The following is a 13,692-nucleotide window of genomic DNA, read 5'->3' on the forward strand; positions in this document are numbered from 1 at the left end:
CGGAGGTCCCGGAGGTCCCGGCGTGTCCGGAGGTCTCAGGCTTCTGACGGCACGGCCTCGGGGTGGTCGGCGGCCGGTTCCGTGCGCCATGTGCCGGCCCTGATCAGCTGGACGATGCCGATCGCGGCGAATACCAGCGCAAAGAGGCAGAACGCGAAACCGGCGACCGACAGGCCGAAGGATTTTTCGATGAAGGCCAGGGCTATGACGGGTATCGCCGCGCCGGTGTAGAGCGCCACGTAGTACAGATTCACCGCGCTCACCCGCTCCGACAGCGAGGTGCGGGCCGATATCTCCTGGATGGACCTTCCGATGGCCAGGCCCTGGCCGAGTCCGCTGAATACGGCGGCGGCGGTGTAGAGAAGGATGCTGCCGAAGTAAATGGCGGCGATCAGAATCAGCAGGCCCAGGCCCATGACGGCGGCTCCGGACGCCAGGCCGCGGGTGATGGTGACCCGCCGGAACGCCAGTTGGGCCAGTGCGGATCCGCCGAAGCCGGCGCCGACGATGAGCCCGGCGGAAAGACCGCTCGCATCCGGCGAGAAATCGGTCAGGAAATGCGGCGTGAGGCCCGCCAGCATGCCCAGCGTGGCCATCCCGGAGACGCCGATCAGCGTCAGCCCGGCATAGGAACGCCGACTGGCGGACGGCGGTTTCGGCGCCGACCAGGAAAAGGGGACGCGGTCGGACCTGTCCAGTGGTTCCTGGGTGGTCAGCAGGAGAACGATGAGGATGCCCGTCACGGCCAAGTGGGCCAGGAACAGCTCGTGTTCGGGCTCCCCGAGGAATTGCGTACCGAGTCCCCCGATCACCGGACCGAGCCCCAGGCCCAGAATGTTGCCGGCCGTGGCCCATACCGCGGCATGCTTGGTGAACTTCCCGGGTGCCACCTCCACGGCCGCCACGGTGGCCGTGCCCATGAATGCGCCCGCCGCGAGTCCGGTCAGCAGCCGGGCGGCGAAGAGATGGGCGATCGAGTCGGCATTGAGGTAGACGACGTTCGAGGCGACGCTGCAGAGCAGTCCGATCAGCAGCAGCGGACGTCTGCCGAGCGTATTGGAAAGCGAGTTGAACATCACCAGCGCCGCAATCACACCCAGGGCATAGATCGCGTACACCTCGGTCACCTGAAGTGTCGTCAGCCCCAGCTCTCTGCTGTAGATGGCGTAGATCGGGGTGGGCATGGCGGTGTGCACCATGATGGCGACGACGCTGACCAGGATCACCGCGAAGGAAAAGCCTCGACCCCTGTCACCTGTGGTCATGGAATATCCCCGCTCCTCCCAGGAGATTGCGGTAGTACGTCATGCAACAAACATGGACTGGAGCACATAGGCGCAGTCGTCCTCGCGGTCGCCCATGGTCGAATGGCTCACCGCGGCCCCGCCCGGTGTCGTCACCGTTGTTCCGTCCAGCCGCAGCCAGTCGCCTTCGGGCAGGCGGTGGCAGTGCACGGTGATCTCCGTATTGATCGCGAAATGCTTCATCATGTCGATCCGGCGTCCTACCGACCAGCAGCTGTCGGCGATGAGCATCAGGCGGCCGAAAGGCGTGTCGGGCTCATTCAGGACGAGCGGAATACGGGGCCGGGCCCAGGCCTGCCCGGGGCCGTACTTGGCGAAGGGCCGTTCCTCGGCGAATCGCCATTCGACGGCGGCGAGATATCCGTCCGTATGGCTGGTCAGTTGCAGCGGGACGGGCGGGGTGACGGAGTCGTCGAAGGCCAGGATCAAGGGGCCGTCCGGAGCCGTGGAATTCTCGAAGTCCAGCGGCCGGCGCCGGGGTTCGGGTGCGCGAACGGTGTCCAATGAGTCGGCCGCGGATCTGTATCTCCACATGCGGGCCAGCGCCACGGGATGGTCGCGGTACAGCAGCGTCCCGGACAGCAGATCGGTCCGCTGGGTCGTATGCACCACCGACGTCTGCAGCGTCAGCTCGTCCACCGGGATCTGGCCCAGTATTTCGAATGTCATACGCGCCGGATGAAAGCCCGGACGAGGGTGGTCGTTCAGCATCTGCATCGACAGCAACGCCGAGGGCGGCCCGGCGTGTTGCGCCTGCGGTCCCCAAGGGCCCGCCGTCGACGGACTGCTGGCGAACGTCGCCTTGTCCAGGCGCTCGTAGAACGCATCGGCGATCACGGATGTCCCCCTTTCCTTTCCTTTCCTGCGGTGACTGTTCATGAAGCGGCCACTCCGGCGATGCGACCGGCTGCGCCGGCCGCGGCGGAACGGCGGCCCAGGAAGCGGAATGCGACTTTCCATGACCGTTGCCGCCGAATGAAAGGTGATTCTTCGATGACGTAAAGACGACTCTGCGGCAAGGGACTTGTGGATGCTCCCCGGCGGTCGGCCCACGTCCGTCGATGCTAGTTCGCACCGGCTCACCTGCGGAACTACTCAATCGAGTAGGCACCGGCAGCCGCCGCCCTACCCGTTTGAGTAGTTCCTCCACCGGGGTTCGGCGGGTAGCTTTTCGGCCATTAGGGGACTTCCGGCAGGGCCGTCGAGGAATCCGTCAATCGACGCGACCGCGACCCGAAATACCACACGCCGCACCGCGCAATTCCGCCGGCGCCGCATTCCGATGCCCGCAGCACGGGTACGGCCGGGAGCCTGCCCCGACATTCCCTGCAGCGCGAGGTCGCTGTGAAAAGCCAGTTGCGCAAGGAGCGTGGAAACATGTCCGGCACCATCGAATCGCGACGGCCTGTGGGACTCGTCCGCACTCTTCCCGATGCCCTGCGGCTGCGCAGCGAGAAGCAGCCCGACGAGACCGCCTATGTCTTTCTCCGCAACGGCGAGGAGCCGGCGGAGACCGTGACCTACCGCGAGCTCCACGACGCCGCGCGCGACCGGGCGGACGCGCTCGCCGCCCGCGGCCTCGCCGGAGGGACCGCGGTACTGCTCTATCCGTCCGGCCTGGAGTTCATCCGCACGCTGCTGGGCTGCATATACGGGCGGGTCGCCGGCGCCCCCGTGCAGGTGCCGCGGCGTCTGCAGGGCGTGGAGCGGCTGCGCCGGATCGCCGACGACGCGGGCACCGCCACGGTGCTCACCACGGCCGCGGTGAAGCAGGACCTGGAGGAACGGTTCGGTGACACGGCGGCGCTCGCCGGGCTCACGCTGATCGACACCGAGACGCTCGGCCCGGCCGCGGGGGCGCCCGAAGAGGAACCGGGCCCCGACGACATCGCCCTGCTCCAGTACACCTCGGGCTCCACCGGCGACCCCAAGGGCGTCGTCGTCACCCACGCCAACTTTCTGGCCAATGTGGCGGAAACCGATGAGCTGTGGCCGTGCGAACCCGACGGCACGGTCGTGAACTGGCTCCCCCTCTTCCACGACATGGGCATGCTGTTCGGCGTCGTGATGCCCCTGTGGGCGGGCATTCCGTCGTACCTGATGGCCCCGGACGCCTTCATCCGCCGTCCCGCGCGCTGGCTGGAGGCGATCTCCCGCTTCCGCGGCACCCACGCCGCCGCGCCCAGCTTCGCGTACGAGCTGTGCGCCCGCGCCGCCGCCGAGGGCAAGGCCGGCGACGTCGGCGACCTGTCCTCCTGGCGGGTCGCGGCCAACGGTGCCGAGCCGGTCCGCTGGGGGACCGTCCTGGCCTTCACCGAGGCCTTCGCGCCGTACGGCTTCGCCCCCCGGGCGATGTGCCCCGGGTACGGCCTCGCGGAGAACACCCTCAAGGCCACCGGCAGCCGGCAGGACCGGGAGCCCACCGCGCTGTGGCTGTCCGCCGGTGCCCTGCGCGAGGACCGGGTCGAGGTCGTCGGTGAGGCCCCCTGGGGCGAGACCGTGGACGGCGCGATACCGATCGCCGGCAGCGGAGTCACCGTCCCCGGTACCGAGGTGCGGATCGTGGACCCCGGTTCGCTGCGGGCCTGCGCACCCGGCGGGGTCGGCGAGATCTGGATCAACGGCCCCTGTGTGGCCGCCGGTTACCGGGGCAGGCCGGAAGCGAGCGAGGAGACGTTCCGCGCCCGGGTCCGCGGCGCCGACGGCGAACCGGAGACCGGGAAGGTCTATCTGCGCACCGGCGATCTGGGCTTCCTGCACAACGGCGAACTCCACGTCACCGGCCGCCTCAAGGACGTGATCATCCACCAGGGCCGCAACCACTACCCCCAGGACATCGAGCTGTCCGCGGAATCCGCCGTACCGGGCCTGCACCCCAACTGCGCGGCGGCGTTCTCCGTCGACGACGGCGGCGCGGAGCGGCTCGTGGTCGCGGTGGAGGCGGACGGGCGGGTGCTCAAGGCCCATGGGGCGGAGGGGCTGCGCCGGCGCATAGCGGAGGCGATCCACGCCAACCACCGGCTGAGCGCCGACACGGTCCTCCTCGTCCGCAGGGGCGCGCTGTCCAAGACCTCCAGCGGCAAGGTCCAGCGCCGTGCGTGCCGTAAGCGCTACGAGGACGGCGAGCTCTCGGCCCTGACGGTGGGCTCGGCGGCGCCCGCCCAGGAAGGCTGAGGGAGGGGCGATGAGCGAGCCCATGAACGAGGCCACGAACGCGGCCGTCAACCGGGCCATGAAGGACCTGCGCTCCCCGGTCGGTCCCGGCGGCGCCCGCATCCTCGGTGTCGGCGCGCACCGGCCGGCCCGGGTGGTCGGCAACGAGGAAGTGTCCGGCCCGATCGATTCGAGCGACGAATGGATCCGCAAGCGCTCCGGGATCGTCACGCGCCGGTTCGCCGGTGACGGGGAAACGGTCATCGGCATGGCGGCGGCAGCGGGGTCCAAGGCCCTCGCACAGGCGGGCGTCGCCCCCTCGGACGTCGGCATGGTGCTGCTCGCATCGATGTCGCACCTCGAGCAGTCCCCTCCGGCGGCCCCGCAGGTCGCCGACCTGATCGGCGCGCGGGCGGCCGCGGCCGTGGACATCGGCGCGGCCTGCGCGGGCTTCAGCCATGCGCTGGCGCTCGCCGACTCCCTCGTACGGTCCGGGACGGCCCGCCATGTCGTGGTGATCGGCTCCGAGCGGATGAGCGACATCATCGACCCGGCGGACCGGGGCACGGCGTTCCTGTTCGGCGACGGGGCCGGTGCCGTCGTCGTCGGCCCGAGCCGGACCGCCGGCATCGGACCGGTGGTCTGGGGGGCCGAAGGCGCCCGCCACGGGCTCATCGCGCACGACCACCCGTGGCCGACCACCCGCGGGCGAGCCGAGGCCCGGCCCGCCATGCGGATGTCCGGGCCCGAGGTGTTCCGCTGGGCGACCCGGGCGGTGCCGGAGATCGCCCGGCAGGCGCTGGACGCGGCGGGCATCACGGCCGGGGACCTCGCGGCGTTCATCCCCCACCAGGCCAACGCCCGGATCGTCGACGCGGCGGCCAGAGCGCTGGAGCTGCCGCCGGGCACCGTCGTGGCCAGGGACATCGTGGAATCGGGCAATGCCTCGGCGGCATCCATTCCGCTCGCCCTGGACAGCCTGCTGGCACAGGGCTCGGTGACCGGCGGCGGCCATGCGCTGCTGGTCGGCTTCGGGGCCGGGCTGTCGTACGCGGCGCAGGTCGTGACCCTGCCCTGACGTGGGGCGGGCGGGCCGGGACGGCGGGCGCCGGGGCCCCGTCGGTCCGAGTTATCCACAGGCTCAGCGGCCGCGCCCGCCGAACTCGTACGCTTCAGGGATGGCACTGGCGGACGTGGAAGTGGTCGTGGACATGGATGCGGAAGGCGTTTCGGACGTGAGCGAGGCGGTGCAGGTGCTGCGCCGCGTGTTCGGCTATGACGCGTTCCGCGGCAGTCAGCAGGAGATCATCGAGCACGTCATAGGGGGCGGGGACGCGGTTGTCCTGATGCCGACCGGCGGCGGAAAGTCGCTCTGCTATCAGATTCCCTCGCTGGTCAGGAGCGGGGTGGGGGTCGTCGTCTCGCCGCTGATCGCCTTGATGCAGGACCAGGTCGATGCGCTGCGGGCGCTGGGCGTACGGGCCGGGTTCCTCAATTCCACACAGGATCTGGAGGAGCGGCGGCTGGTCGAGGCGGAGTTCCTCGCCGGGCAGCTGGATCTGCTGTACCTGGCGCCGGAGCGGCTGCGGGTGGAGCAGACGCTGAATCTGCTGGACCGGGGGAAGATCTCGCTCTTCGCGATCGATGAGGCGCACTGTGTCGCGCAGTGGGGACACGACTTCCGGCCGGACTACCTGGCGCTGTCGATGCTGCACGAGCGGTGGCCCGAGGTACCGCGGATCGCGCTGACGGCGACGGCCACCGAAGCCACCCACCAGGAGATCACGTCACGGCTGCGGATGGAGGGCGCCCGGCACTTCGTCGCGAGCTTCGACCGGCCCAACATCCAGTACCGGATCGCGGCGAAGAGCGAGCCGAAGCGGCAGCTGCTGGAGCTGCTGCGCAGCGAGCACGCCGGGGACGCGGGCATCGTGTACTGCCTCTCGCGGGCCTCGGTGGAGAAGACGGCGCAGTTCCTGGTGGACAACGGCATCGAGGCGGTGCCGTACCACGCGGGGCTGGACGCCCGTACGCGTGCGGCGAATCAGGCGCGGTTCCTGCGGGAGGACGGGCTGGTGGTCGTCGCCACCATCGCGTTCGGCATGGGCATCGACAAGCCGGACGTGCGGTTCGTGGCGCATCTGGATCTGCCGAAGTCGGTGGAGGGCTACTACCAGGAGACGGGGCGTGCCGGGCGGGACGGGCAGCCGTCGACGGCCTGGCTGGCGTACGGGCTGCAGGATGTGGTGCAGCAGCGCAAGATGATCGACGGGTCGGAGGGCGACGACGCCCACCGGCGCCGGCTGTCCGTCCATCTCGATGCGATGCTCGCGCTCTGCGAGTCGGTGCAGTGCCGTCGGGTCCGGCTGCTGGCGTACTTCGGGCAGGAGAGCACGGCGTGCGGCAACTGCGACACCTGCCTCACCCCGCCGGAGACCTGGGACGGCACGGTGCCGGCGCAGAAGCTGATGTCGACGATCGTGCGGTTGCAGCGCGAGCGGCGGCAGAAGTTCGGGGCGGGGCAGATCATCGACATCCTGATGGGGCGCAAGACCGCCAAGGTGATTCAGTTCGACCATGACGGGCTGAGCGTCTTCGGGGTGGGCGCCGACCTCCGCGAGGCCGAATGGCGGGGCGTCGTACGGCAGTTGCTGGCGCAGGGGCTGCTGGCCGTCGAGGGGGACTACGGCACGCTGGTGCTGACGGACGCGAGCGGCGAGGTGCTGCGCGGGCAGCGCGAGGTGCCGATGCGCCGGGAGCCGGAGAAGGCGCGGGCGGCGGCGAAGGCCAAGCCCAAGGGCAAGCGGGCGCCGGTGGATCTGCCCGCGGAGGCGCTGCCGGTGTTCGAGGCGCTGCGCGCCTGGCGGGGCCGTACGGCCAAGGAGCAGGGCGTGCCCGCGTATGTGATCTTCCACGACGCCACGCTGCGGGAGATCGCCACCGCCCGCCCGGCGACGACCTCCGCGCTGGGCGCGGTCAACGGAGTCGGCGAGAACAAGCTCGCGAAGTACGGCGCGCAGATTCTCGATGTGCTGGCGGGCCGGGACGGCGCGGAGCCGGCCGGGGACGGTCCGGCGGGTGCGGGCGCGGGCGCGGGCGGGGCGGCGCAGGCGGAGGTGCCGCCGGAGGACGCGCCGGCGGAGGAGCCGTCCGCGGAGGACCGGGAGGCCCCGGCGCCGGACGCCGACGAGTACGCCGAGATCGATTGGTGAGCGGGCGAGCCGGAGGGCGGCCGGCGAGAGAACGGCCGGCAAGCGAGCGCCCGACGAGAGCGCGGCCCGCGAGGGACCCGTCCGTCGGGGGCTCCCGGTGAGGGAGCGAGGGGGAGCCGTGCACAGGAGGGTGCCGGAGCGGGCGTCAGTGGCCGTCCTCCGGATATCGCGGCAGCCGGAGTTTTGCGCGGGCGCCGCCGTCGGGTGCGTTGCCGAAGCGTAGGTCGATGCCGAGGACGGCGGCCTGGCCGACCGCGATGGTCAGGCCGAGCCCGTGGCCCTTGCCGCGGCCGGGCGCGTCGGTGCGGAAGCGCTGCGGACCGTGGCGCAGCAGCTCGTCGGGATAGCCCGGACCGCGGTCGCGTACCTCCACGGTCGGGACGCCGTCGGGGGGTGCGTCGACGGTGACCCGGACCGGGGGCCGGCCGTGCCGGTGGGCGTTGATGACGAGGTTGCCGACGATGCGGTCGAGGCGGCGCCGGTCGGTCTCGACGACCGTGTCCGCGATGATTCGCACCTCGGTGTCGGTCCGGGTGGCCTGCACCGAGCGTTCGACCAGCGGGCCGAGGGCGTACGCGGCGAGGTCGGCGTGCTCGGCGCCGGAGTCCAGCCGGGAGATCTCCAGCAGGTCCTCGGTGAGCCGGTGCAGCGCCCGCAACCGGTCGTTGATCATCTCCTTGGGGCGGCCCTCCGGGAGCAGATCGGCCGAGGCGAGGATGCCGGTCAGCGGCGTACGGAGTTCATGGGCGACATCGGCGGTGAAGCGCTGTTCGGCCTGGAGGCGGCTCTGCAGGGAACCGGCCACGGAATCCAGCGCCGCGGCCACTGCCGCCACCTCGTCGTGCCCGGCCCGGCCCCCGCCGGGCGTGCCGTCGTCGCCGTTGCCGACCCGCGCATCGAGATCGCCCGCGGTGATCCGGCGGGCGACCGCCGCGGTGGTGCCGAGCCGGCGGCTGATGCGGTGGGCGACGAACAGTCCGGCGAGCGCGACGGCCGCGGCGGCGAGGACGGCCGAGCCGAGGATCGCCGTATCGAAGTCCTCCAGCGAGTGCCGGGTGCTCCCGTACGGCGACCACACCGCCATGATGTGGGCGCCCGCGGGCGCCGCCGCCCACATCACCGGCCGCCCGCGATACGTCCCGACCATGCTGCCGCGGTCGCCGCCGCGCGCCAACGCACGGAGTTCCGCGGGGAGTTCGGGCGGGTCGATCACGGAGTTGATGCCTTCGCGCGAGGTGCCGTACTCGAAGAGGACCAGGGCGGTGTCGAGGTCCGCACGCGTCTCCTTGCGGACCTGCCCGACGGTCTGATGCGCCACCGCGTTGTGGACGAGTACGCCCAGGACGGCGGCGACCGCACAGCACACCGCCGTCACGGTCAGCGCGATCTTCCAGCGGAGGGAGACCGCGGGACGCCTCACAGCACGTCCCCGGCCGTCGGCGTCGGGATCGGCAGCGGAGCCGGGGTCTGCGAGGGCGTCTGCGGCGTACGGGCGTCGTCGAGGGTGAGGTCCCACAGCTCCATCTCGCCGTTGCCCCAGGTGTAGTCGGTGACGCTGACATAGCGCGGGTCCTTGGTGGGCTCGCGGATGACGAGATGTCCGGCCGCCAGCTCGACCCCGGCCAGCACCCCGCGCAGCACCAGGACGCGGGTGACGATCCGCTTCCGGACGGTGTAGACGCGCAGCTCGCTGGTGCGGCGGTCGAGGTCGACGACCATGATCAGGTCGGGTTTGCCGTCGCCGGTGAGGTCGCGCAGGACGGGACGGCGGACGGCCTTCGGGGCGGGCGCGGCGGCACCGCCGGACGTGATGTCGGCGTCGAGGACGGTGAGCGGGTCCGCGGCCGCCATGCTGCCGCCGGGGATGCGGGCGACACCCGGTACGGGCCGGCGCGCGGTCGGATTCTCCTCGCGGCGGAGCGGGGCGGGCGAATACTCCGGCCACAGCGCGAGCGGCGCCTTCACGTCCCGCGCCTTGCCCTCGCTCTGGAGCCCTTCGAGCCCCGCACAGCCGGCGAGCAGGGCGAGCAGCGGGACCTGCACGGCGAGGGCGGCCAGGGCGACGCGGGTCCGGCACGGCAACCACGGCATGTCACCACCACCCTTCGTCTTTATGTACGACCGAACGCACCGGCATGCACGTCCAGATGCTCCGGACGGCCGGATTCCCCGAAATCGGACACCTCAGACACCTCGAATTCGGTAGATATCGGGGCACATCTAGATCAAACTACCCAACGCGGCGAGGCGGGGACTTCCCAGGAGGGCCATCTGTCGGCCGCTCCGTCACACGAACTACAGCAGAGATCTTGGTGACTGTTACACAACGTATGGGTCACCGTTAAGGACGCTCCGTAGTCTGCTGACTCACGCCTTACGCCCATGGCGGCCCGAGCCGCCCACGACGAGGAGTACCCATGCCGGCCCAGCGCCGCTCCGTGTTCCGTACCGCCGCCGTCGCGACCGGCGCGCTGGCCGTCCTGCTGCTTCCCGCCGGGACCGCCTTCGCCGCCGACGCCACCGCGTCCGCGGGACACCGGGCCGAGGTCGTGCTGCCGGACGGCGGTCTGGCCGGAGTGGCCGAGAAGGTCGGCAATCTGCCCCAGGCCGCGCTCATCGGCGCCGCGGGTGCGCTCGGCGTCGCGGGCGAGGGCATCGCCGCGCTCCGCCGGCGCCACGGAGGCCACCCGGCGCGGACCGCCGGCCCGCGCCGAAGCCGCCGCGCACAGCGCGCCTGAGCGCGACGCCCGAGCCCGCCGCGCACGGTTCCTGACGCGCCCTAACCCATCAGCCGCTGCACCTCCGCATACCCCGGGACGCCCTCGCCGCCCGGCGGCCGCCCCGTACGGATGCCGTCCGCCGACGCCAGCGCGGCCCCCAGCGCCGTACGGAAGAGCAGCGAGCCGGTGCTGATGCGCCGTACGCCGAGATCCGCCAGACGGCTGACGGTGTGCCGGCCGGGGGCGAAGAGGATGTTCAGCGGTGCGGCCCTCCTTGCCCTGCCCCGCAGGAGTCCGGTTCTCCCCCGCCTGCGGGAGGTACCCCCACCCCCGCCTGGGGGCCGAGGCACCCTCGGAGGAATCAGGTGAAGCGGGCCGCCCGGCCGATAACCCCGCGCGCCCGCACCACCCGCCCCGTACCGTACGGCCATGACCGCCATACCCGTGCCGCCGCCCACCCGTACCCTCTGGCGCCCCACCGGCCCCGAGGAGCTGGCCCTGGTGGAGGCCTCCGGATGGCGCGCCTGGCCGCCGCGGCTGCCCGACCAGCCGATCTTCTATCCGGTGCTCAACGAGGACTACGCGATACGGATCGCCCGCGACTGGAACGTCCCGGCCTCCGGGATCGGCCACGTCACCCGCTTCGAGGTCGAGGCGGCGTTCGTCGCGCGCTATCCGGTGCGCCAGGCGGGCGGCGAGACGATCCTCGAACTCTGGGTGCCCGCCGAGGAGCTGACGGAGTTCAACCGGCACATCGTCGGCCGTATCTCCCTCGTCCACACCTTCCGTCCGCAGCCGGCACCCCGGCCGTGAACGCCCCCGGCCCCGCCCCGGTCCTGCTGATCTCGGCGCAGCGCACCAGCACCGCCCTGCTGCTGACCGGGGCGGCCGCCCGGCGCGGCCTGGAGACGGCGACGCTGACCGGCCCGGACACCGTGCGCGCCCTGGCCGGGCGGGCCGTCCACTGGCACGGCGGCCCGCGCCTCGCCGACCGCATCGCCGCACCGCTGCGGCTGGGCCTGCTGGAACCGCCCGACCGCTGGCTGGCCGAGCTGCCCCGCCCGCTCATCCGCCGGGACATCGAGCTGACGACGCACGCCGAAGCGGTCCGCCGCCGCGGCCGTCCGTTCTTCGCCAAGCCGCCGAGCGACAAGTCCTTCCCGCCGGGCGTGTATGCCGACGGCCGGCGGCTGCCGAAGGCCGCCCCGCAGACCCCCGTCCTGATCTCGGACGTCGTCTCCTTCGCCGCCGAGTACCGGCTGTTCCTCCTGGACGGCGCCCTCGCCGCCGCCACCCGCTACGCCGTCCACGGCCGTCTGGACCCCGCGCCGCTCGCCGGGGATCCGCACGCGCCCGCCGTCCGCGCCTTCGCCGCGCGGCTGTCCGCCCTCGCCCCGCTGCCCAGCGCGGCGGCGGTCGATGTGGGCCTGCTGGACGACGGCCGGTGGGCGGTCGTGGAGGCCAACATGCCGTGGTTCGCGCACAGTTACGCCGCCGATCCGGACGGCGTACTGGATGTCGTGCTGCGCGCGGCGGGCCCGTACGAGCGGGTCGTCGACGGCGACCGCCGCTTCCTGCGCCACGGGTAGGGCGACGCAGGCCCGTCCCCCAGGGCGGCGCAGGCCCGTCCCCGGCCGCTTGCCGTTCCGGCGCCCGGCCGCGCCGCCCCCGGCTACCGCGCGCACTCCCCCGGTCGCGCATAGAGCGTCGTCCGGGCGCCGCGGACGTCGGTACTGGCGCAGACCTCGAACGCGTCGCGCAGGGTGGTGCGTTTGGCGGTTTCCTGGTCGCTGACGTCGACCGGCTGGCCGGGCGGGTCGCCCGCGACGACGATCCGGCGGGTGGCCAGCATCCGGCCGGTGATCGCGTCACCGGAGCGTTCGGTGCCGTAGAGGGTGTGCGAGGCCACCGGGCTCTTGGCCAGCGCGAGATCGGTCAGGCCACGGAAGTCGTGCGGATGCGGCGCCATCCAGATACGGCGCCGGGCGGGCAGGAACAGCAGCCCGTCACCAGGGGCGGCCAACTCGCGTACCGCACGGGCGACCCCGGTGGCGTCGTCGACCCGGCTGTCCGGGCTGCGCAGATGGATGTCGACGGGCAGCAGCGCCACCGCCACGAGCACCAGGGCCGCCGCCCGGCGCCGCCCTCGCGCCCGGGTCTGGCCGCCTTCGCCGGCCGGCCGCAGCAGCCGGGCCAGCGCGGCGCCGGCGAGCAGGGCGAAGCCGGCGACGTAGTACAGGACGTAGCGGTCGACATAGGCCGGCTCCGCGTAGGACAGGAGGAAGAGGAAGACGGTGGGCAGCAGGAGCAGCGGGAGCGCGAGGGCGCGCACGCCGATCGGGCCGCGGGAGGGCACCCGGATGCGGGCGCAGCCGCCGCCCAGCACCGCCAGCACCCCGAACGTCAGCAGCTGGACGGGGTCCGGCCACATGAGCCAGCCGATCTGGGCCGACTGCCGGGTGCTGAAGACCGCGAGGGGGGCGAGGCCGGCGAGGACGGACGCGGCGGCCAGCGCCCAGGCCCGCCGCACCCGGCGGGGCCGGTGCGTCAGGACGACGGCGGCGCCGTGCGCGGGCAGCGCCAGCGCGGCGAACTCGTGCAGCAGGCAGGCGACCAGCATCAGGGCCGCATAGCCGCACCACAGCCCGCGGCGCGGGCGGGCGGCGGCGGCCACCAGGGCGTAGGTCGCCCAGACGACCAGCGCGCAGACCATCGCGTACGAGCGGCCCTCCTGCGCGTACTGCTGCACGACGGGGACCAGCGCGAAGACCACGCCGGCGAACAGGCCCGCGCGCCGCCCCACCAGGCGCTCCCCCAGCAGGGCGACACCGGCAGCGGCGGCGGTCATGGCGACGACGGACGGCAGCCGCAGGCCGATCACCTCACCGAGGGCGGGACCGAGGACGGCGTCGTAGCCGGCGAACCAGAGGTGTATCAGCGCGTAGTAGAGGCCGTGGACGACATCGACGTGCCACAGCGTCGGCCAGAGGTCGGCCAGGGCGCGGTGCGCCATGTCGTAGGTGACCGCCTCGTCGCGCCATATGGCCTCCTGGCGGCGGATGCCCCAGGCCCCCAGGAGCAGCATCAGCCCGGCGGGCGTCGCCACCACCGCCCCCTGTGCCACCCGGGTACCGCGGGCGGCCAGGGAGGACGCGAACGTCGTCTTCTGTGCTTGCGCTGCGTCGATGACGGGCTCCGGTCGTTGGTACGGACGCACCGGATCGTAAGGAGACGGCAGCGGCGGGGCCCGCACGACGCGCGGGGCTCCCGGATCCGCAACGCCGGATCCGGGAGCCCCGTCGG

12 protein-coding genes are annotated in these 13,692 nt (G+C 72.4%); 6 read left to right on the top strand and 6 right to left on the bottom strand.

From position 1 onward, the window contains the following. Window positions 1-35: 35 nt before the first annotated feature. Window positions 36-1,265, bottom strand: a complete 1,230-nt coding sequence (locus tag AC5677_RS16355; protein WP_497195780.1) for an MFS transporter — start codon at window positions 1,263-1,265, stop codon at window positions 36-38. Between the two features lie 39 nt (window positions 1,266-1,304). Then, window positions 1,305-2,357, bottom strand: a complete 1,053-nt coding sequence (locus AC5677_RS16360) for a thioesterase family protein (protein WP_497195781.1) — start codon at window positions 2,355-2,357, stop codon at window positions 1,305-1,307. 324 nt (window positions 2,358-2,681) lie between these two features. Between AC5677_RS16360 and AC5677_RS16365 the strand changes: the two genes are divergently transcribed. The 3 genes from AC5677_RS16365 to recQ all read left to right on the top strand — a co-directional run bounded on the left by AC5677_RS16365 (window position 2,682) and on the right by recQ (window position 7,669). Beyond that, window positions 2,682-4,478, top strand: a complete 1,797-nt coding sequence (locus tag AC5677_RS16365; protein WP_497195782.1) for a fatty acyl-AMP ligase — start codon at window positions 2,682-2,684, stop codon at window positions 4,476-4,478. Window positions 4,479-4,536: 58 nt separating this feature from the next. Then, the gene (locus tag AC5677_RS16370; protein WP_497196645.1) at window positions 4,537-5,535 is read left to right on the top strand and encodes a beta-ketoacyl-ACP synthase 3; all 999 of its coding nucleotides are present in this window, start codon (window positions 4,537-4,539) and stop codon (window positions 5,533-5,535) included. Window positions 5,536-5,635: 100 nt separating this feature from the next. Beyond that, window positions 5,636-7,669, top strand: coding sequence for a DNA helicase RecQ (gene recQ / locus AC5677_RS16375; protein ID WP_497195783.1), 2,034 nt, complete (start codon window positions 5,636-5,638; stop codon window positions 7,667-7,669). A 145-nt stretch (window positions 7,670-7,814) separates the two neighbouring features. Here the strand turns inward: recQ and AC5677_RS16380 are convergent, their stop codons facing one another. Further along, window positions 7,815-9,089: a sensor histidine kinase gene (locus AC5677_RS16380; RefSeq protein WP_497195784.1), complete on the bottom strand. Its 1,275-nt coding sequence runs from the start codon at window positions 9,087-9,089 to the stop codon at window positions 7,815-7,817. Further along, window positions 9,086-9,760: a hypothetical protein gene (locus tag AC5677_RS16385; RefSeq protein WP_497195785.1), complete on the bottom strand. Its 675-nt coding sequence runs from the start codon at window positions 9,758-9,760 to the stop codon at window positions 9,086-9,088. The genes AC5677_RS16380 and AC5677_RS16385 overlap by 4 nt, the downstream gene beginning before the upstream one ends. Before the next feature lie 326 nt (window positions 9,761-10,086). On the opposite strand from AC5677_RS16385, the gene AC5677_RS16390 reads away from it, so the two are divergent. Then, complete coding sequence (locus tag AC5677_RS16390) at window positions 10,087-10,407, top strand: hypothetical protein (RefSeq protein ID WP_497195786.1); 321 nt, start codon at window positions 10,087-10,089, stop codon at window positions 10,405-10,407. Between the two features lie 41 nt (window positions 10,408-10,448). On the opposite strand, the gene AC5677_RS16395 is transcribed toward AC5677_RS16390, so the two are convergent. Continuing rightward, window positions 10,449-10,739, bottom strand: a complete 291-nt coding sequence (locus AC5677_RS16395) for an isocitrate lyase/phosphoenolpyruvate mutase family protein (protein WP_497195787.1) — start codon at window positions 10,737-10,739, stop codon at window positions 10,449-10,451. A gap of 79 nt (window positions 10,740-10,818) precedes the next feature. Here AC5677_RS16395 and AC5677_RS16400 point away from each other — a divergent pair, with 79 nt between their 5' ends. Next, window positions 10,819-11,202, top strand: a complete 384-nt coding sequence (locus AC5677_RS16400; RefSeq protein WP_497195788.1) for an ADP-ribosylation/crystallin J1 — start codon at window positions 10,819-10,821, stop codon at window positions 11,200-11,202. Then, the gene (locus AC5677_RS16405; RefSeq protein ID WP_497195789.1) at window positions 11,199-11,978 is read left to right on the top strand and encodes an ATP-grasp domain-containing protein; all 780 of its coding nucleotides are present in this window, start codon (window positions 11,199-11,201) and stop codon (window positions 11,976-11,978) included. The genes AC5677_RS16400 and AC5677_RS16405 overlap by 4 nt, the downstream gene beginning before the upstream one ends. Before the next feature lie 83 nt (window positions 11,979-12,061). On the opposite strand, the gene AC5677_RS16410 is transcribed toward AC5677_RS16405, so the two are convergent. Further along, window positions 12,062-13,474 carry a glycosyltransferase family 39 protein gene (locus AC5677_RS16410; RefSeq protein ID WP_497196646.1) on the bottom strand — a complete coding sequence of 471 codons (1,413 nt, stop codon included), beginning with the start codon at window positions 13,472-13,474 and terminating at the stop codon, window positions 12,062-12,064. Window positions 13,475-13,692 lie beyond the last annotated feature (218 nt).

Source organism: Streptomyces sp. JLSY215, assembly GCF_059682825.1.

Excerpts from the sequence above, each read along its gene's own strand:
- AC5677_RS16365 (WP_497195782.1), top strand. The coding sequence starts at position 2,682 with ATGTCCGGCACCATCGAATCGCGACGGCCTGTGGGACTCGTCCGCACT.
- AC5677_RS16370 (WP_497196645.1), top strand. The coding sequence starts at position 4,537 with ATGAAGGACCTGCGCTCCCCGGTCGGTCCCGGCGGCGCCCGCATCCTC.
- AC5677_RS16355 (WP_497195780.1), bottom strand. The coding sequence starts at position 1,265 with ATGACCACAGGTGACAGGGGTCGAGGCTTTTCCTTCGCGGTGATCCTG.
- AC5677_RS16390 (WP_497195786.1), top strand. The coding sequence starts at position 10,087 with ATGCCGGCCCAGCGCCGCTCCGTGTTCCGTACCGCCGCCGTCGCGACC.
- AC5677_RS16410 (WP_497196646.1), bottom strand. The coding sequence starts at position 13,474 with ATGCTGCTCCTGGGGGCCTGGGGCATCCGCCGCCAGGAGGCCATATGG.
- AC5677_RS16385 (WP_497195785.1), bottom strand. The coding sequence starts at position 9,760 with ATGCCGTGGTTGCCGTGCCGGACCCGCGTCGCCCTGGCCGCCCTCGCC.
- AC5677_RS16400 (WP_497195788.1), top strand. The coding sequence starts at position 10,819 with ATGACCGCCATACCCGTGCCGCCGCCCACCCGTACCCTCTGGCGCCCC.
- recQ (WP_497195783.1), top strand. The coding sequence starts at position 5,636 with ATGGCACTGGCGGACGTGGAAGTGGTCGTGGACATGGATGCGGAAGGC.